General features: G+C 33.9%; 19 protein-coding genes. 14 read left to right on the top strand and 5 right to left on the bottom strand.

The features are described from left to right. Window positions 1-188 precede the first annotated feature (188 nt). The 12 genes from ACP7AT_RS00695 (at window position 189) to atpG (ending at window position 11,540) form a co-directional block, all read left to right on the top strand. Entirely contained in the window at window positions 189-1,652 is a 1,464-nt protein-coding gene (locus tag ACP7AT_RS00695; protein WP_426062451.1) for a DUF5687 family protein, read from the top strand. 50 nt (window positions 1,653-1,702) lie between these two features. Next, entirely contained in the window at window positions 1,703-2,398 is a 696-nt protein-coding gene (locus ACP7AT_RS00690; RefSeq protein ID WP_426062450.1) for an ABC transporter ATP-binding protein, read from the top strand. 313 nt (window positions 2,399-2,711) lie between these two features. After that, window positions 2,712-5,339 (top strand): tetratricopeptide repeat protein, encoded by a 2,628-nt coding sequence (locus tag ACP7AT_RS00685; RefSeq protein ID WP_426062449.1) that lies wholly within the window; start codon window positions 2,712-2,714, stop codon window positions 5,337-5,339. 3 nt (window positions 5,340-5,342) lie between these two features. Then, the gene (locus tag ACP7AT_RS00680) at window positions 5,343-5,741 is read left to right on the top strand and encodes a bactofilin family protein (RefSeq protein ID WP_426062448.1); all 399 of its coding nucleotides are present in this window, start codon (window positions 5,343-5,345) and stop codon (window positions 5,739-5,741) included. Then, window positions 5,716-5,955, top strand: a complete 240-nt coding sequence (locus tag ACP7AT_RS00675; RefSeq protein ID WP_091203367.1) for an AtpZ/AtpI family protein — start codon at window positions 5,716-5,718, stop codon at window positions 5,953-5,955. Before ACP7AT_RS00680 ends, ACP7AT_RS00675 begins: the two co-directional genes overlap by 26 nt. 17 nt (window positions 5,956-5,972) lie before the next feature. Next, entirely contained in the window at window positions 5,973-6,335 is a 363-nt protein-coding gene (locus ACP7AT_RS00670) for a hypothetical protein (protein ID WP_426062447.1), read from the top strand. 131 nt (window positions 6,336-6,466) lie between these two features. Continuing rightward, window positions 6,467-7,618 carry a F0F1 ATP synthase subunit A gene (gene atpB, locus ACP7AT_RS00665; protein WP_426062446.1) on the top strand — a complete coding sequence of 384 codons (1,152 nt, stop codon included), beginning with the start codon at window positions 6,467-6,469 and terminating at the stop codon, window positions 7,616-7,618. 41 nt (window positions 7,619-7,659) lie between these two features. Next, window positions 7,660-7,860: an ATP synthase F0 subunit C gene (gene atpE, locus ACP7AT_RS00660; protein WP_026708812.1), complete on the top strand. Its 201-nt coding sequence runs from the start codon at window positions 7,660-7,662 to the stop codon at window positions 7,858-7,860. 77 nt (window positions 7,861-7,937) lie between these two features. Then, entirely contained in the window at window positions 7,938-8,429 is a 492-nt protein-coding gene (locus ACP7AT_RS00655) for a F0F1 ATP synthase subunit B (RefSeq protein ID WP_426062445.1), read from the top strand. Between the two features lie 2 nt (window positions 8,430-8,431). Further along, entirely contained in the window at window positions 8,432-8,965 is a 534-nt protein-coding gene (gene atpH / locus ACP7AT_RS00650; RefSeq protein ID WP_426062444.1) for an ATP synthase F1 subunit delta, read from the top strand. A gap of 38 nt (window positions 8,966-9,003) precedes the next feature. After that, complete coding sequence (gene atpA, locus ACP7AT_RS00645) at window positions 9,004-10,581, top strand: F0F1 ATP synthase subunit alpha (RefSeq protein WP_426062443.1); 1,578 nt, start codon at window positions 9,004-9,006, stop codon at window positions 10,579-10,581. Between the two features lie 98 nt (window positions 10,582-10,679). Continuing rightward, window positions 10,680-11,540, top strand: coding sequence for an ATP synthase F1 subunit gamma (atpG, locus tag ACP7AT_RS00640; RefSeq protein WP_426062442.1), 861 nt, complete (start codon window positions 10,680-10,682; stop codon window positions 11,538-11,540). A gap of 90 nt (window positions 11,541-11,630) precedes the next feature. Here the strand turns inward: atpG and ACP7AT_RS00635 are convergent, their stop codons facing one another. The 5 genes from ACP7AT_RS00635 to ACP7AT_RS00615 form a co-directional block, all read right to left on the bottom strand. After that, window positions 11,631-13,799, bottom strand: coding sequence for a peptidase domain-containing ABC transporter (locus ACP7AT_RS00635; protein WP_426062441.1), 2,169 nt, complete (start codon window positions 13,797-13,799; stop codon window positions 11,631-11,633). Between the two features lie 84 nt (window positions 13,800-13,883). Next, window positions 13,884-14,459 (bottom strand): biotin/lipoyl-binding protein, encoded by a 576-nt coding sequence (locus tag ACP7AT_RS00630; RefSeq protein WP_426062440.1) that lies wholly within the window; start codon window positions 14,457-14,459, stop codon window positions 13,884-13,886. Continuing rightward, complete coding sequence (locus ACP7AT_RS00625; protein ID WP_426062439.1) at window positions 14,437-15,327, bottom strand: CPBP family intramembrane glutamic endopeptidase; 891 nt, start codon at window positions 15,325-15,327, stop codon at window positions 14,437-14,439. Before ACP7AT_RS00625 ends, ACP7AT_RS00630 begins: the two co-directional genes overlap by 23 nt. Before the next feature lie 130 nt (window positions 15,328-15,457). Further along, on the bottom strand, window positions 15,458-15,631 hold the full coding sequence (locus ACP7AT_RS00620; protein WP_426062438.1) for a hypothetical protein: 174 nt from the start codon (window positions 15,629-15,631) through the stop codon (window positions 15,458-15,460). A 146-nt stretch (window positions 15,632-15,777) separates the two neighbouring features. Further along, window positions 15,778-15,948: a class IIb bacteriocin, lactobin A/cerein 7B family gene (locus ACP7AT_RS00615; protein WP_426062437.1), complete on the bottom strand. Its 171-nt coding sequence runs from the start codon at window positions 15,946-15,948 to the stop codon at window positions 15,778-15,780. Window positions 15,949-16,405: 457 nt separating this feature from the next. Between ACP7AT_RS00615 and ACP7AT_RS00610 the strand changes: the two genes are divergently transcribed. Together ACP7AT_RS00610 and ACP7AT_RS00605 are read left to right on the top strand one after the other, a co-directional pair. Next, entirely contained in the window at window positions 16,406-18,127 is a 1,722-nt protein-coding gene (locus tag ACP7AT_RS00610; protein WP_426062436.1) for a helix-turn-helix domain-containing protein, read from the top strand. A 145-nt stretch (window positions 18,128-18,272) separates the two neighbouring features. Next, window positions 18,273-18,473, top strand: coding sequence for a hypothetical protein (locus ACP7AT_RS00605; RefSeq protein ID WP_426062435.1), 201 nt, complete (start codon window positions 18,273-18,275; stop codon window positions 18,471-18,473). Window positions 18,474-18,476: the final 3 nt, after the last annotated feature.

The raw sequence follows: 18,476 nt of genomic DNA, 5'->3' as shown, positions 1-18,476 counted from the left end.
ATGACTATTTTTTATTGGGAGTAAATGTTGTTTTTTATACGATTGAGCATCGCACTTTTCATCATTTTTAAATTAATACCTTCCGAAGCAGAAACCTATTTAGAACAAACCTATCCCGAATATAAATTAGAAAATTTGTAACGTTTTCTTATTTTGACTACATATTACAAAACCAAAATAACCAAACTATGATTCAAAAATTCCTTTATCTCGAATGGAAAGCATTTTTTAGGTCAGCTTCCTTCGCTACTAATCTGGCTTTGAAAATCCTGATGGGTTTTGTGGCCATTTATTTCATTTTAATCTTCCTAACACTAGGAGTCGGGGCCTTTTATATTCTAAAGAAAATGAATTTAGACCCCATCGTAACGGTAAATCAATTCCTGATTTACTATGTATTGATGGATTTAATCATCCGACTGCTGTTACAAAAAATTCCTGTGATGAACATTCGCCCCATGTTGATTTTCCCCATAAAAAAATCCACGATTGTTCATTTCTCATTAGGAAAAACCGTTTTGTCGTTCTTTAATTTGGCGCATGGTTTTTTCCTGATTCCGTTTTGCGTTGTTTTAATTATCGAAGGCTATGATGTGCTTTCCGTAGTGCTTTGGTACACTGCGATCTTTTCTTTACTATTCAGCAACAATTTTCTAAATATTCTACTGAGTAATAAAGACAATTTATTTGCCATTTTCTTAGCAACAGCTGCTATTTTAGGAGGGTTACACTATTATGGATTCTTTAATATCACAGAGTTTACAGCGCCATTTTTCAATGCTATTTTCAATACGTATTGGGCTTTTGCCATTCCGGTTTTTGTTTTAATTGCGCTTTATTATGTTACTTTTCAGTATTTCAAAAAGAATTTATACCTCGATGCGGGATTGTCAAACAAACATGATGTTGCTAAAACAGAAGAGCTGACTTGGTTAAACCAATTTGGAACCATAGGAACCTTTTTGAAAAATGACATTAAATTAATCAAAAGAAACAAACGTTCTAAAACCACAGTAGGTCTCAGTGTCATGTTCCTCTTTTATGGTCTTCTATTTTTCACTAATAATGCTTTCTATAATCCTGTAATGCACATTTTTGCCGGGATTTTCGTTTCGGGTGGATTCTTAATCACTTTCGGACAATTTGTACCGAGTTGGGACAGCGCCTACTACCAGTTAATGATGACGCAAAATATTCCGTATAAAGGCTATTTAAGTTCGAAATGGTGGCTGATGGTGATTGCTACAATTGTGACCACAACCATTGCGTCGTTCTATCTTTATTTTGGATGGCAGGTATATTTAACAATTATTGTGGGTGCTATTTATAACATCGGAGTCAATTCTCATCTGGTATTGCTGGGCGGCGCATACACTAAAACACCAATCGATTTAAGTTCCGGAAAAGGCGCTTTTGGCGATAAAAAAGCATTCAATATAAAAACCATGCTGATTTCGATTCCGCAATTGGCTTTGCCCGTTTTATTGTATTGGTTAGGTTCTAAATTTGGCAATGCCAATATAGGCTTAGCGATAGTAGCAGGGGCAGGGGTGATTGGTTTTGCATTCAAAGAGAAAGCATTTTCGTTAATTGAAAAAATCTATAAATCAGAGAAATACGCGACCATTGCGGCTTACAAACAAAAAGGATAATTAGCAATTACATTAACCAAATAACGAGTCAACCGATTAAACTTCAAAAAATGATACAAGTAAACAACCTTTCGAAAACATACAACGGAACAACCGTATTAAAAATAGATACTTTAGAAATAAAAAAAGGCGAAAGCTTTGGATTAGTGGGGAATAACGGAGCCGGAAAAACCACTTTTTTCAGTCTTTTATTGGACTTGATCCAGCCATCAACAGGAAATATTATCAATAATGACATTCAGGTAAACACCAGCGAAAACTGGAAACCGTTCACTGCTTCTTTCTTGGATGAAAGCTTCCTGATTGGCTACTTAACGCCTGAAGAATATTTCTATTTCATTGGCGATTTACGCGGACAAAACAAAGCCGATGTCGATGCTTTATTGGCCACACATGAAGAATTTTTCAACGGAGAAATACTTAATAATAAGAAATATTTACGTGATTTAAGCAAAGGAAACCAGAAAAAAGTTGGCATCATCGCCACCTTAATCGGAAATCCGGAAGTCATTATTCTGGACGAACCGTTTGCCAATTTAGACCCCACGACCCAATTTCGATTAAAAAAAATTATCAAGGATTTAGCCGATAATCCGGAAGTAACCGTCCTGGTTTCCAGCCACGATTTACTGCACACCGTTGAGGTCAGCAACAGGATCGTCGCGCTGCACAAAGGCGAAGTGGTCAAAGACATTCAAACTTCAGAGGAAACCTTACAGGAATTAGAACTGTTTTTTGCTGTTTAAAATTCAACGCAACTGTCGTAGACAAAACTTTTACCGCTAATTTGCTAATTGCATTTACTAATTTGAATGTTCAGTTTGCGAATTAGCGGTTTATTTTGGGCGTAACCCTCCGTAAAAACTTCGGGTCGGGCTGTCCGCTGTATCTTTATTTTCTTAAAGAAAGAAAATAAAGGATGTCGCTTCCATTCCTTACGCAGCAGACGAATATCCAAATATAATGTCATAATTTTCACGATATCAAAAAGAAATGTATTTTTACCAGTGCATATACTAAAAAGTATATTTGGCAGTTAATTGATAAAAACGTTTTCCATTGAAAATCAATATATTTAAACCGTTATCCTTCTTGTTGTTATTTGCTTTTTTAGTAGCTTGTTCTATCAAGAGAGACACTTTTATGGCTAGGAATTCGCATGCCTTAAGCACTAATTATAATATTTTATACAACGGGCAAATAGGATTGGATAAAGGAGTTCTGGCGGTAAATGCCAACAACGATGATGATTTTTGGCAACTTCTGCCGGTAGAAAAAATGCAAATTGTAGAAGATTTCACTTCCACAACAAAATCTAAAAACACCGATTTTGAATTGGCAGAAACCAAAGCTACGAAAGCCATTCAAAAACATTCAATGAACATTGGTGGTAAAGAAAAAAACAGTCAAATTGACGAAGCGTATCTGATGCTTGGAAAAGCCAGATATTACGACCAACGATTTGTTCCTGCGCTCGATGCATTCAATTATATTTTGTACAAATACCCAAACAGCAGCCGAATTTATGAAGCTAAAATTTGGCGGGAGAAAACCAACATGCGTCTGGGAAATGATGCTTTAGTGATAAAAAATATCAGTAAATTATTAGAAGATCAAGATGTAAAAAAACAAGTTTTTGCAGATGCAAACGCTCTTTTAGCCGCTTCTTTTTTAAATTTAGAAGAAAAAGACAGTGCCGTTGCTAAACTAAAATTAGCAATAGAATTCACGAAAGTAAATCAGCAAAGAGCCCGTTACCGTTTTGTTTTGGGACAACTGTATCAAGAATTGGGATACAAAGACAGCGCTGTTACTTCCTATCAATCCGTGATTGAAATGAACCGAAAAGCGGAGCGCAAATTTGTTATTCAGGCACATGCCAAAAAAGCGGAGTTGTTTGACTATCAATCGGGAGATTCGGTTTCTTTTGTAAAAACATTCGATAAATTGATTCAAGACCGGGAAAATCGTCCGTACAAAGATTTGATTTTTCATCAAATGGCGGTATTTTATGACAAGCAAAACAATCAGAAAACAGCATTGGATTTTTATAATGCATCGTTACAAACCAATTCAAAAGACACCTATTTAGTAGCTTCAAATTACAGAAATTTGGGAAATCTGTATTTTAGAAATGCAGAATATCCGTCGGCAGCAAAATATTACGACAGCACTTTGGTTAAACTGAATACTAAAACAAGGGAATTTGCAAAAATCCAAAAAATAAGGAGCAACCTTGATGAGGTGATTTTGTATGAAGCGCTTGCAAAGCAAAATGACAGTATTTTAAATGTGGTTGCGATGAATCCTGCGGATCGTAAAACTTATTTTGAAAAGTACATTGTTGCGCTAAAAGAAAAAGATGAGGTTAAGCGACTTTTAGAGGAGAAAAACAAAGCGAAACAGGAAAACATAAACAGAAACAATTCGATGACTTCGATTGATGCTGCTTCAGATCAAGAGCCGGCAAAATCAGCCCGTAAATCATCAATGGCTCCGCCTACTATTACCAGTGCGGCTTCTCAACCAGCCGCTGGTGTTTTCTATTTTTATAATCCGACAACGGTCGCTTTTGGAAAAGTAGAATTCAAGAAAAATTGGGGCGAAAGGACTTTAAATGGCAATTGGAGAATTTCATCAGGAAATGCAAATTCAGCTTTGGCTACTGCTTCGGATGAGGATAAACAATCCGTTGAAAAGGAAGCGGAACCAAATAAAATTGTGGAACAATACACCGCTGATTTTTACCTGAAACAACTTCCAACAGCGCAAATAGAATTGGACAGCATCAATAAAGAACGCAATTTTGCGTATTATCAATTGGGGATTATTTACAAGGAAAAATTCAAAGAAAATGCTTTGGCAATTGCTAAACTGGAACAATTTTTAATCAATAATCCAGAAGAAAAACTCACGCCGCCAGCGATGTATAATTTGTATAAATTATATCAAATCACAGATGTAAATAGAGCGGCGGAGATGAAAAACAACATTTCAGCTCAATTTCCGGATTCTCGATATGCACAAATAATAAATAACACTAATCCAAATGGAATTTCTCAAAATGAAACCCCGGAAAGTGTCTATAAGAAATGGTATAAGTTATTTCAACAAGAACAATTTGTTACGGTTTTAGAAAACGCAGACGTTTTGATTAGTCAGTTTTCGGGAGATGAGATTGTATCCAAATTTGAGTTGCTTAAAGCAAATGCTATTGGTAAATTAAAGGGTTTGTCGGCGTACAAGAACGCATTGCAAGTGGTAGCGGATAATTATCCCAACAGTGAAGAAGGGAAAAATGCACAAGTTATTCTGACCGAACAAATCCCATTTTTAGAGAATATGGAATTCAAAACAACGGATTCAAACAATTGGAAAATTCTATTTCTAGTGGGTTCCCGTGACGATAAAAACACAAAAGCTTTAGAAGAAAAAATTAAATTATTCATTGCGAGTGAAAATCTTCAAAAACTATACTATTCGTATGATATTTACACGGAGAAAGAAAATTTTATTACAATTCATGGGATAAAATCACGAGTTTACTCGGATGAAATTGCATTGGTTTTGAAAGAAAATGTAAAATATAAAATGGCCGAACCAGCTATTGTGATTTCGGGCGATAACTACAAAGTGATTCAAATTAAGAAAAATCTTGAAACGTACTTAGCACCAGCAAAAAAGTAAAATATGTTTGATAAAAAACAAAAATCATACACCGATCTTTTGGGAAAAACCAATCGAATTGTGGAAGGAACAACGATAAAAGGCGACATTATATCCCAAGCTGATTTTAGATTGGACGGGAATTTAATAGGAAATTTTCAGTCGGAAGGAAAAATTGTTATTGGACCTGCGGGAAGTGTCACCGGTGATATTATCTGTAAAAATGCGGATGTCGAAGGAAAATTTGACGGAAAAATACAAGTTACTGAAGTCCTGAATGTAAAAGCGAAGGCCAGTATTCATGGCGAAGTTTCAGTAGGAAAATTATCCGTGGAACCAGGTGCTGATTTCACTGCTTCTTGCGCGATGAAAACCAATAGTAAAAATCAAACCTTGAATGATGGACAACAAAACACCAAATAAAAACAATTCTAACAAGTGGTTGGTATTTATGGGAATTCCGTTTCAAATGGGAATTGTCATTTTTGCGTTCACTTACTTTGGGATGTGGCTCGATAAAAAATATTCAGATGAAAGCTCTTCCTTTTACACTATTATTTTATCACTATTGTCCGTTTTTATAGCACTTTACAACGTAATTCGACAAGTTAAAAATATTAATAAAAATAACGAATGATTAAAATTTTGCCGTTTTTGAAGTATCTAATACCCTTCACATTGCTCTTTTTTGTTGCACAATATTATGGAACAGCAGCCTGGAGTGCACATCATGAATTTTTTTATGCTACTTGGAGTATTTATCTTTTCCTGTTTGTTTCTACACTTTTAATCTATTTGCTGTTGCTTTTTGTAAATTTAAACTTTCCGGATTTTACCGGTTTTGCTTTTCTGGCCACCACTTTTGTGAAAATGATGGCGGCTGTCGTTTTTTTGATTCCATTAATTCAATCAGAAGGCCGAGAAACTAATTTGGATATAGCAGCTTTTTTCATCCCTTATTTCCTATTTTTGCTTTTTGAAACCGTTTTTGCAATACGATTACTAAATAAAAGATAAATTGCTTGAAAATAATGCAATACGATTGTAAAATTCATTTTTTAAAATCATCATTATAATTTTCAATTTTCAATTAAATATGTACCTTTGCAAAAAATTTTAAAAACGTAAAATCAGATACACAATTAATAATGGTAATTTATAAAAAATCACTTCAATTCCTGTTAGTTAGTTTTCTAGCGTGTATGCCGTTGGTTACTTTCGCAAATCCAACAGCGGATAGTCTTCAAAATCACACAGAAAACGCTGCTCCTGTTACAGAAGCACACGGAGAAACAGGTCATTCTGCTGAAAAAGAATTCAATGCTACGGAATTGATTAATGATCACATTGGAGATTCTCATGAATTTCACATTGCGGATTATGATGGTCATCCTATTACGTTTTATCTTCCTGTGATTTTATGGACAAACAATGGATTGGAGATTTTTTCTTCAGAACAATTTCATCACGATAATGAAGGACACCATGTTGTTGATGTTAATGGTCAAAAATTAGTTCGTTTCAACGAGGTTATTTTTTACGCGGATAAATTTGAAACCTTAACGGAAGATGAAAGAAAAAATGGTGCTTTCGCGTTTGACGCCAGACCACTTGATTTTTCGATCACAAAGAATGTTTTCTCGATGTTGATGTCGGCTCTCGTATTGTTCTTTTTGTTTCTTGCGGTAGCTCGTTCTTACAATAAAAACAAATTGGCGCCAAAAGGAATTGCTGGATTTCTTGAGCCGTTAGTAATATTCGTTAGAGATGAAATCGCGATACCTAATATTGGAACAAAAAAATACGCGAAATACATGCCTTATTTATTGACTATATTTTTCTTTATCTGGATTAACAACCTTATTGGATTGATTCCTTTTTTCCCTTTCAGTTCAAACCTTACTGGAAATATCTTCTTTACATTTGTATTAGCATTAATTACTTTTATTGTAACCTCTTTCAGTGCCAACAAAGATTATTGGAAACATATTTTTATGCCTCCAGTTCCTAAAGCGTTGTATCCTATCATGATTCCTGTAGAAATCATTGGAATGTTGACAAAACCTTTTGCATTAATGATTCGTTTATTCGCGAATATTACTGCGGGACATATAATTATATTGAGTTTAGTCTCATTGATTTTTATATTCAAATCAGTAGCCGTTGCGCCAATTTCTGGAGCTTTTGTACTGTTCATGAGTGTACTCGAAATGTTGGTTGCGGCGTTACAGGCTTATGTCTTTACGTTGTTGACAGCATTGTTTATTGGTCAGGCCGTAGCAGAGCACGATCATCATTAAAGTGTGTTTTATTAATTATTAACTATATTAAATTTAGTATTATGGTATTAGCTGGAATCGGAGCTGGATTAGCTGTTATTGGTGCAGGTCTAGGTATTGGAAAAATTGGTGGTTCTGCAATGGACGCTATTGCTCGTCAACCTGAGGCTGCTGGAAAAATCCAGACTGCTATGATTATTGCTGCTGCACTTATTGAAGGTGTTGCACTTTTCGCAGTAGTTGTTGCGTTGATCGCACAATAATTAAAATTTAAAACTTCCTGATACGGTTGGTATCAGGAAGTTTTTATTTCTAAAACAAACTTTTTAAATATAAAAATATGAATTTAACAGCACCAGAGAGTTTAATTTTTTGGACCTCGATCATCTTTATAGTTTTCTTTATCCTTTTAAGAAAATTCGCTTGGAAACCAATTCTTGGCGCAGTAAAAGGTAGAGAAGATTCAATCAATGAAGCGTTATCTTCAGCAGAAACTGCTCGTAGAGAAATGCAAAATCTTACTGCCGAAAACGAACGTATTCTTCAGGAAGCAAGATTAGAGCGTGACTCTTTATTGAAAGAAGCACGTGAAATGAGAGATAAAATGATTGCTGATTCTAAAGCTGACGCGCAAGCAGAAGGCGCAAGAATGATCGAGCAAGCTAAAACAGCTATTTTAGCAGAAAAAAATGCCGCTATGGCTGAATTGAAATCACAAGTTTCATCATTGTCATTAAGTATTGCTGAAAAAGTATTAAAAGATGAATTATCTAACAAAGAAGCTCAAACGAAATTGATTGAGAATATGTTAGGTGACGTTAAATTGAACTAATTATGGCTAGTACAAGAGCAGCAATTCGTTATGCAAAAGCAATTTTGGACTTAGCAAACTCAAAAGGTGTTGCCGAAGCAGTAAGCAGTGATATGAAAAGTATTGCTACAACTATCAATGGAAATTTAGAATTGAGTACTTTTATTCAAAATCCTACCATTAAAGTTGCGGTTAAAGAAAATGCCTTGTTAGAAGTTTTTGCGGGTATCAACGGAGTAACTCAAGGGTTATTTCATTTGTTATTTGAAAACAAAAGATTCGAAATATTAGGGGCTATTGCTACTGAATATGGTAAATTATCTGACTTGGAAAATGGTATCGAAGTAGCGCAAGTTACTACGGCAATTCCTATGGATAAGGCTTTAGAAGAAAAAGTTTTAGCGAAAATAGCAACATTTTCAGATAAAAAAATTACAGTAGAAAATATAGTAGATCCTGCGATAATTGGAGGATTTATTTTGAGAATAGGTGATAAGCAATACAACGCTTCAGTTGCCAACAGATTACAAGTATTAAAAAGAGAGTTAAGTAATTAGTTTTATTGCACATTTAAGTGTTTAAATTATAAATTAAGATGGCGGAAATTAAACCTGCTGAAATTTCAGCAATATTAAGAAAGCAAATAGAAGGTTTTGAATCTGGTGCTACACTAGAAGAAGTAGGAACCGTACTTCAAGTTGGAGATGGTATTGCTCGTATTTACGGGCTTTCTAATGTTCAATACGGAGAGTTAGTTGAATTTGACAACGGATTAGAAGCTATTGTTTTGAATCTTGAAGAAGACAATGTTGGTGTGGTACTTTTAGGACCATCAACAGGAATCAAAGAAGGTTCAACTGCAAAAAGAACACAACGTATTGCTTCTCTTAAGGTAGGAGAGCAAATGGTAGGTCGTGTAGTAAACACTCTTGGTTTTCCTATTGATGGAAAAGGACCAATCGGTGGAGATTTATATGAGATGCCTTTGGAAAGAAAAGCTCCTGGAGTTATCTTCCGTCAGCCCGTTACTGAACCATTACAAACAGGTATCAAAGCAGTAGATGCTATGATCCCAGTAGGTCGTGGACAACGTGAGCTAGTTATTGGTGACCGTCAGACAGGTAAATCAACTGTTTGTATCGATACGATCTTAAATCAAAAAGAATTTTACGATGCTGGGAAACCAGTATTTTGTATCTATGTCGCTATTGGACAAAAAGCTTCGACTGTAGCAGGAATCGCTAAAATGTTAGAAGAAAAAGGTGCAATGGCGTATACTGTTATCGTTGCTGCAAATGCATCTGATCCAGCTCCTATGCAAGTGTATGCTCCTTTCGCAGGTGCTGCAATTGGCGAATATTTCAGAGATTCAGGTCGTCCGGCTTTAATTGTTTATGATGATTTATCAAAACAAGCGGTTGCGTATCGTGAGGTTTCTCTTTTGTTAAGAAGACCACCGGGACGTGAGGCATATCCTGGAGACGTTTTTTACTTGCACAGTAGATTATTAGAGCGTGCTTGTAAAATAATTGCAGATGATGGCATCGCTAAAAATATGAATGATTTACCAAATTCATTGAAATCAATTGTAAAAGGTGGTGGTTCTCTTACTGCCTTACCAATCATTGAAACTCAAGCTGGTGACGTTTCTGCATACATCCCAACAAACGTAATTTCGATTACAGATGGTCAAATTTTCTTGGATGGAGATTTGTTTAACTCTGGAGTTCGTCCGGCGATTAACGTAGGTATTTCGGTATCTCGTGTTGGAGGAAATGCGCAAATTAAATCGATGAAAAAAGTAGCAGGTACTTTGAAACTGGATCAGGCACAATTCCGTGAATTGGAAGCGTTTGCTAAATTTGGTTCTGATTTAGATGCCGTTACTTTAAACGTAATTGAAAAAGGAAAAAGAAACGTTGAAATCTTGAAACAAGGTTTGAACGATCCATATACTGTAGAAGATCAAGTTGCGATTATCTATGCTGGTTCTAAAAACTTATTGAGAAATGTTCCTGTGAACAAAGTAAGAGAATTTGAGAAAGATTTCTTGGAATTCTTGAACAACAAACACAGAGCAACTCTTGATGCTTTGAAAGCAGGAAAATTAACAGACGAAATTACAGATGTAATCGAATCTGTAGCAAAAGAATTATCAGCAAAATATAACTAAAACTAGTCAAAAGTTGTAAAGTCGAAAGTCTTAAAGTCAGTTTATCTGCTTTTGAGGACTTTAGACTTTATGACTTTACGACATTAGACTAATATAAAATGGCAAATTTAAAGGAAATCCGTAATAGAATTACTTCCGTTTCATCGACGATGCAAATTACATCGGCAATGAAAATGGTTTCTGCAGCAAAGCTAAAGAAAGCACAAGATGCAATTACAGCAATGCGCCCTTATGCCGAAAAATTAACGGAATTATTGCAAAATCTTTCTGCTACACTCGAAGGTGATGCTGGTGGAGAATTTACAACCCAACGCGAAATTAAGAAAGTGTTACTTGTTGTAGTGACTTCTAATAGAGGTTTGGCTGGTGCTTTTAATACCAATGCAATCAAAGAAGCTAAAAGCCGTGCTGAATTTTACACAGGTAAACAAGTGGATATTTTTGCCATAGGAAAAAAAGGAAACGATGTTTTAAGCAAAACATTACCGGTTGTAGCTAATGAAAGCGCTGTTTTTGATGATTTGACTTTTGATAATGTGGCTAAAATTGCTAATTCATTAATGGAGAAATTCGTTGCTGGAGAATACGATAAAATTGAGTTGATTTACAATCAATTTAAAAATGCTGCTACACAAATCATTCAAACGGAACAATTCTTGCCTTTAGCGTCTCTCAAGTCAGATCTTACGGTTACTCCAGGAGATTACATTTTTGAACCATCAAAAGAAGAAATCGTGTTGACTTTGATTCCAAAGTCATTAAAAACACAATTGTACAAAGGAATTCGTGATTCATTTGCTTCTGAGCACGGAGCGCGTATGACTGCGATGCACAAAGCAACTGATAATGCAACAGAATTGAGAAATCAATTAAAATTGACTTATAATAAAGCACGTCAGGCTTCTATTACTAATGAAATTTTAGAGATTGTTGGTGGAGCGGAAGCATTGAATGGGTAATAAGTTATTGATTCGAAATATTTTCTAAGAGCCAACAGATGTTGGCTTTTTTTTGTTTTAAAGGAATTATTTTGCAGGCAATTTTTTTATTTAAACCAATCCTTGCTTATTCCATAAATCGTAGTACTTTCCTTTTTGTTCTAACAATGCGACATGATTTCCCGACTCCACTATACTACCATTTTCCATTACCAAAATAGTATCTGCGTTGGCTATGGTACTCAATCGATGGGCAATGACGATAACTGTTTTTCCCTGAGATTTAAAATTATCAATCACTTCTTTTACAATGCGCTGTGAATTAGTATCTAATGAAGAAGTTGCTTCATCCATTAGTAACACTTCCGGATTTTTGTATAAAGCTCTTGCTATGGCAATACTTTGTTTTTGTCCTCCGGAAAGCATTGCACCATTTTCACCAATTTGGGTTTCAAAACCATTGGGTAATTTTTCAACAAATTCCGTAATTCCCAATTGTTTGGACAAATCTAAAATGCGTTGAATATTTGGAAATGAATCGCCTAAAGCAATGTTTTCGATAATATTTCCCGAAAACAGATTGAGCTGTTGCGGAATGACACCAATGCAATTCCGTAAACTCTGATAATGTATGAATTGAGAATCATATTCTCCAATATAAATTTTCCCTTCTTTTATGGGATATAAGTTTTGTAGTAATGAGATAAGCGTAGTTTTACCACTTCCGCTTTCGCCAACAATAGCTGTGGTTTCATTTTTCTTGAAAATGGCGTTAAAATTTTTGAAAACTTCTGTTCGAGAGCCATACCTAAAAGTTACATTTTCAAATTTTATATCTCCCATGTTTTCTCTCTGCAATTCGACTTTGTTTTCTGTTTCTTTCCGTCCTAAATCCATTATCTCAAAAAGCCTGTCGGCTGCTATCAGTGCATTTTGTGCTGTTTTATTCATCCCAATCAAGGAAGCAACTGGCGAAGTAAAATACCCAATCAAAGCATAAAATGAAAATAATTCCCCTGGAGTAATGGCTCTGTCAATCACGTAACCCGAACCAATCCACATTAGAATAACCGTAAAAACAGAAGCTAGAAATTGTGTGGAAGTCCCTGCAAAAACACTGTTTAAGCCTGATTTGTAAGTGGTGAACAATAGTTTTACAAATTTATTTTCTGTCTTTAGATTTGAAAATTCTTCGATTCCAAATTCTTTTACGGTTCTGATATGCGTGACACTTTCAACCAATTGCGTTTGCAATTCGGCAGCATTCTCCATGATAACGCGTTCCACTTTTTTATTGAACCTATTTAATATATAATAAATAGCTCCATAAAATGGAATCACTAACAAGATCACCAACGCTAATTTCCAATAATAGGTAAACATCAACGTAAAGGAAAAAATCACAATAAAGATATTGACAATCATATCAATCGCCACTTCATTGATAAAGGATCTAATTTTTACCGCATCGCCAATCCGGGATGTGATTTCACCCACTTGCATCGTGTCAAAAAAACGTTGCGGCAGATGAAGCAAATGTTTATAGTATCCCAAAATTAATTTGGCATCAATCAACTGCCCCGTTTTCATAACAAAAACACTCTTTTTAGAACCGATGTAGGCTTGCAGTGTAATGATGATAATCATGGAAACACTCAGCAGATTCAGTAAGTTTCTGTTGCCTTCCACCAAAACATAATCAGTAATTTTTTGAATATAAATGGACATGGCTAGCCCTAAAACTGTAAAAAGTATGGCACCGACCAAAGCTTGAACTAAGATGGTTTTGTGTGGCTGTACCAAATGCCAAAAGCGTTTTAAAGGAGAAACTTTTTCGTTGTATTCCTTAAAATCATCATTTGGTGCAAAAAGAATTAATACGCCAGTCCAGATTTTTTGAAATTCTTCAAAAGTGTAGGTTTGCATTTTCCCAAAAGCAGGATCCATTGCTGTAATCTTTGATTGACTTTCGACCTTTGACTTTTCAACTTTATAGACTACGATGTAATGATGTAATTGTTCTTTTACTATAACGTGAGCGATAGCAGGGAGTGGAATTTTATCAATAGCGTCCATACCTCCTTTTACTCCCTTGGCAGAAAAACCCATTTTTTCGGCAGCTTCAATTATCCCCAGCACATTGGTACCTCGTTTATCGGTATTGGCAAATTGACGAATTCGGGCTATAGGCAGATTAACTTTGTAATGATTGCCAATAGAAGCGAGACAAGCATTACCACAATCTTTAATATCATATTGTTTTATTTTTACAGAGGCCATTAATAGCAAGCAGATAGTAGAGAATAGACAAAAGACTTTCTCTGCATTAAATCATTTTTTTTATATTCCATTTCCCTTTTGGGGTTATTGGGTTAACTGTTTTGGATTGAGCCAATCATCTACTTTGTCATACAATTGCTTGTTGCGGTCATAACCTATTTTGGCTTGGGCAATTTTACTTTGCAATTCACTTTGTTTGCTCGCATAGCTGTACCATTCTTGTTGTAATGCAGGCGTTTTCAGCGTATCGCTTTTGCCCAAAACTACCAGTGACAAATCGTGAACCCGATCTTGAACAGTTGATGAAACCTCCTGATTGGTGGCTTTCTCCGTATCCAGGTTTTCCTGTGTAAGTTGTACCAGTGTATCGCCTTTTTGCACAACACGATTATTTTTTAGATTGACAAATGTCACTTTACCATTCACCAAGCTAGTTACCGGTACATTATCGGTAGTGGAGCGTACTATGCCACGACTTTGGCTGCTGATATCAATTTTAATAACAGGCAATAGTGCCAGAAAAATAAGTATAGCCAGAATCAACACCAAGTAAATAGAAATACTCTTGGTTTTGTTTTTGGCGATAAGATTTTCTAGTGTGTTTATGGGGTCTGAACTGAGGGTCATTTTGGCTTTGTTATTTTTTACTTGTGAAAACATTTGTTGCTTCGAAGTCAGTGACTTCCGAGAGCAAAGGCTTATTATAGTATATCAATAAAATTGTTATTATAATAAGTTGGATTATAATACAAAAAAAAGAACCTTCAAATCCAAAAGTTCCACCATTAAGTCCGTTATATTTGGTCATTTTAAATTCAATTAAAGAATAAAGATTTTGACCACTTACATTAAAACCAAACAAAGTTTGAAAAAAATTCCAACTAAAATGCAAAGCAATCGGAAACCATAAGTTTTTTGTATAAATGTATGATATCCCTAATAAAATACCTGCTAAAAAAAGATTCAAATAGCTTAACCAAGACATATTTGGATTAAAACCGTGTATCACCGAAAACAAAATAGATGAAATAATTAGTGCAGTATATTTATTAAATGAATACATTAAATTACGTAAAACATATCCTCTTATGAGCACTTCTTCATTTATTGCAACTATGATGAACAATCCTATAGACAATATAATTTCTTTGATTCTAAATACAGTTTTCACATATATAATTTCATCCAATTGAGAAAGTAACAAATAAGCAAAACCCATAATAAAAAAACCAAGTAATATGCCTATATAAAAATGTTTGGATTTATTTTTCAGATGAAAACCTAAATTTATAAACTTTTCTTTATCGACAAATTTTATAAAAAACCATAACAATAATAACAAACCAGTAAGTCCAAAAAAGTTAATTATAAAATGTTGAAATGTTGTTTTAAGACAATTTATATCAGTAATATTTACATCAAAAATAGCTGCGCCCGTAAGTTGAAAAATACCTGTCACAAAAATAAAAGGTAAAATAAATGACAATATTCGTTTCCATCCATTTATTTGAGAATTTATATTATCCATAATTGTAAAATATTTAATGCCAAATCTATATTTAAATAAAATCACTTTTTTAGTTATAATAAAAAATTTAAACAGGAACTAATCCCTTAATTTTTGAGGCTAATTCCTGTTCATTATATATGCAAAATGTTTAATAGAACATAAATGACCCATCAGTATAAGCACTTGTGGAACCGCCAGCTCCATCTAATTTTTTTTTTATATAACCTACACCGTACGCACAGTACTCAAGTAAATTCCAACCACCATCTATATTTAACAATTCTTCTACAGACAATTCTTCTAACACTAAATTTACATTCATAATATATTTTTTTAAAAATTAAACATTGTTTTTATAATTTCAATAAAATAATCTAAATCTGTTTGCAATAAAATCACTATTAAAGCAATCACAATTACTTTAACACTTTTTTTAAATATTTTATCCATAAACTTTACTAGCTATTCTTATGCAGCTGCATATCCAGCTCTATATGCTCTGCCCATATTATCCCAATCTTGAGTCACAAGAGCACCTATTACAATAAGAGCTAAGTCGTCCCAACCAAAAAGACCACCTTCAATACTTTCAATCTCCTGAGTATTAAGCTCCACTAAATTCAAATTTTCTAAATTCATTTTTTAAGTTTTTTAAATTAAACATTTCATTTTGATAAAAAGTTTCTCGAGAACTTTCTTTTTTTTTAATCCATTTGACATTCTTTACTCCGGCAGCTGTAATTCCGTTTGCTTTGTTTTTTAAGGATTACAAATTAGCTTTATCAAAATCTCGTGCTCTGTTTTTTATAGGGTTACACAACAGCTGTATTATTCCCGCACAATCGGCCTGATTATAATTTAGAAAATGATTCGGTTTTTACAATAACGTCTTACTAAGAAACCTTGTCTGTTTTCTGAAGCCAAAACTAGAGTAAGAAGCGGTGCTACGCAAACAGTTGTTATCGTAATTCCGTGAATTCCGATAAATTCCTTTATTAAATAAATGATAAACAGGTATTTAAATAAGTATTAAAATGGCTGTTTTTTTGGTATACTTTTGAATAAGTTACTGTATTTTTGTTAAAACCCTACTACAATGACTTACCTACAATCGATTAAAACGGTTTTTTTCGTACTAATTCCTCTTTTTTTATGGTCGCAATCTACAATTACTAAATATTCTTCTTTATCTTACGATAGCATAGATAATAATTATTTTAGGGAAGAAGGCAATTATCAAAAGCAATTAGCATGGGCAAATGTATATCTCGAAAAAGCTCAAAAGGACAAGAAATCAATCCGAAAAGCTAGAGGTTATTATTTGGTAGCTATTTTGTATTACACTGACAAGCCTCTTAAAGCAATACAGTATTTAGATAGTGTCATAAAATATTCTAAAAACAATAGCAATAAATTTTTTCCCGCAGCTGCTTATTGCGAAAAAGCAGACTTATTAGTGAAACAAAGAAAGTTCGATAAAGCTTTACGTAATTTCAATTTAGCAGAGCAAGCGGCTTTAAAAACAAATGTTGATTATTATTATGTGGTGCGAAACGCTATTGGAACAACAAAATCTGAGGAATTGGGAGAGGTTGGCGAAGCTTTAAAATTGTATCAGGAATGTTTTAACTATTATCGTACTAAAGATTATCGAGGGGATTATTATTCATGGGATTATCAAAACATAATCTTTGGATTAGCGGATTGCTATAAGGCTTTAAAAAAATCAGATTCTACTACTTTTTATAATACTTTAGGCTATAAAGAAGCTTCAATTACAAAAAATAAAGAATATCAACTTTTGTTTACTTTGAATGAGGGTGCCAATCAGGTGGATAAAAAAAATTATTCTGCTGCTCTAGACAGCATTAGTAAAGCTTTACCAGAATTAATTAAAATAAAAAATACAGGAAATGTTTTGGCTTCTTATTATTATTCAGGCAAAGCCTATGTTGGTTTAGGTAATAAATCAAAAGCGGTTCAAAATTTTATAAAAGTGGATTCGATGTATAAAATTAGAAAAAGAATTACACCTGAGTTTGTCAGTGGATATTCTTATTTGATTGATCATTATAAAAAGACAGGTGATAAAGAAAAACAACTACAATACATTACAACGTTTATGAGTATTGATAGTGTTTTGCAAAGAAACTACAAACATTTGAATAAGGTTTTATTAAAAGAATATGATACTCCTCATTTGTTTGCTGAGAAAGAAAATCTGATTCAGTCTTTGAAAAAAAAGCAAACTACTTCTTATGTTGGTATATTGGTTTTGGTTCTATTAGTAATTGCCATTGGTGGTTTTGGAGGCTATCAGTATTATTTAAAAAAACAATACCGAAAACGATTTGATGCTATTGTGTTTCCAGTACCGATCGAGAGTACTAACAATCCAAAAAATGAGGATACAAAAATAGTTGTAGAAGAGATTGTTGCTGAGGAACAATCACGGATTTCATCAGAAATTGTAAAGCAATTGCTTGAAAAGTTAGCTTTATTTGAAAAAGATGGTGCTTTTTTAGAAAAGACAATCACAATTCAAAAAGCAGCCGTGAAATTGAATACGAATACTAAATATTTGTCTAAAGTAATTAATGAAAACAAAGGAAAAACATTTGTTAGCTACATTAATGATCTTAGAGTCGAGTATGCCATCGCTCAATTACAAGCACAGCTGAAACTCCGAAATTATACGATGCAAGCTTTGGCCAATGAGTTTGGATTTAATAGTGCAGAGTCGTTTTCATCTGCTTTTTATAAAAAGCACAAGATAAAGCCTACATATTTTATAAAAGAGTTAGAAAACTTGAAATAGAGTTAAGTTGTTGTATTACAGTGTTATGTATTTTTATACAGTATCGAAATTCACGGAATTTCGATAACTAACTAATATTTTTTTTCTGAAAAATCACTGAGACAATATAAATTTGGAAAAAATAACAATTATTAAATCTATAAAAATGAAAACAGACAAACCGAAAGCTAAAGTATCTAAGTTTAATTTAGAAAAAATGAAAGTAGCCCAACTGGGTAATTTACATTTGATAAATGGCGGGGATAGTTATGGATTTGATAATGGAGATGATCCACTTACAATTACAGATAAAGTGGGTGGAGGTTCATCAATCCGTTGTATACCTCCGCCAACACCAATTAAATAATTT

This window comes from Flavobacterium sp. DSP2-3-1 (assembly GCF_049896865.1).
Taxonomy (GTDB): Bacteria; Bacteroidota; Bacteroidia; order Flavobacteriales; family Flavobacteriaceae; genus Flavobacterium.
Note: the sequence above shows the minus strand (reverse complement) of the source record. Positions and strands in the feature narration are given on the sequence as shown.

What these genes read in the sequence shown, in the direction of transcription:
- ACP7AT_RS00695 (WP_426062451.1), top strand. Translation starts at nt 189, where the DNA reads ATGATTCAAAAATTCCTTTATCTCGAATGGAAAGCATTTTTTAGGTCA.
- ACP7AT_RS00690 (WP_426062450.1), top strand. Translation starts at nt 1,703, where the DNA reads ATGATACAAGTAAACAACCTTTCGAAAACATACAACGGAACAACCGTA.
- ACP7AT_RS00680 (WP_426062448.1), top strand. Translation starts at nt 5,343, where the DNA reads ATGTTTGATAAAAAACAAAAATCATACACCGATCTTTTGGGAAAAACC.
- ACP7AT_RS00675 (WP_091203367.1), top strand. Translation starts at nt 5,716, where the DNA reads ATGATGGACAACAAAACACCAAATAAAAACAATTCTAACAAGTGGTTG.
- atpB (WP_426062446.1), top strand. Translation starts at nt 6,467, where the DNA reads ATGGTAATTTATAAAAAATCACTTCAATTCCTGTTAGTTAGTTTTCTA.
- atpE (WP_026708812.1), top strand. Translation starts at nt 7,660, where the DNA reads ATGGTATTAGCTGGAATCGGAGCTGGATTAGCTGTTATTGGTGCAGGT.
- ACP7AT_RS00655 (WP_426062445.1), top strand. Translation starts at nt 7,938, where the DNA reads ATGAATTTAACAGCACCAGAGAGTTTAATTTTTTGGACCTCGATCATC.
- atpH (WP_426062444.1), top strand. Translation starts at nt 8,432, where the DNA reads ATGGCTAGTACAAGAGCAGCAATTCGTTATGCAAAAGCAATTTTGGAC.
- atpA (WP_426062443.1), top strand. Translation starts at nt 9,004, where the DNA reads ATGGCGGAAATTAAACCTGCTGAAATTTCAGCAATATTAAGAAAGCAA.
- atpG (WP_426062442.1), top strand. Translation starts at nt 10,680, where the DNA reads ATGGCAAATTTAAAGGAAATCCGTAATAGAATTACTTCCGTTTCATCG.
- ACP7AT_RS00635 (WP_426062441.1), bottom strand. Translation starts at nt 13,799, where the DNA reads ATGGCCTCTGTAAAAATAAAACAATATGATATTAAAGATTGTGGTAAT.
- ACP7AT_RS00630 (WP_426062440.1), bottom strand. Translation starts at nt 14,459, where the DNA reads ATGTTTTCACAAGTAAAAAATAACAAAGCCAAAATGACCCTCAGTTCA.
- ACP7AT_RS00625 (WP_426062439.1), bottom strand. Translation starts at nt 15,327, where the DNA reads ATGGATAATATAAATTCTCAAATAAATGGATGGAAACGAATATTGTCA.
- ACP7AT_RS00620 (WP_426062438.1), bottom strand. Translation starts at nt 15,631, where the DNA reads ATGAATGTAAATTTAGTGTTAGAAGAATTGTCTGTAGAAGAATTGTTA.
- ACP7AT_RS00615 (WP_426062437.1), bottom strand. Translation starts at nt 15,948, where the DNA reads ATGAATTTAGAAAATTTGAATTTAGTGGAGCTTAATACTCAGGAGATT.
- ACP7AT_RS00610 (WP_426062436.1), top strand. Translation starts at nt 16,406, where the DNA reads ATGACTTACCTACAATCGATTAAAACGGTTTTTTTCGTACTAATTCCT.
- ACP7AT_RS00605 (WP_426062435.1), top strand. Translation starts at nt 18,273, where the DNA reads ATGAAAACAGACAAACCGAAAGCTAAAGTATCTAAGTTTAATTTAGAA.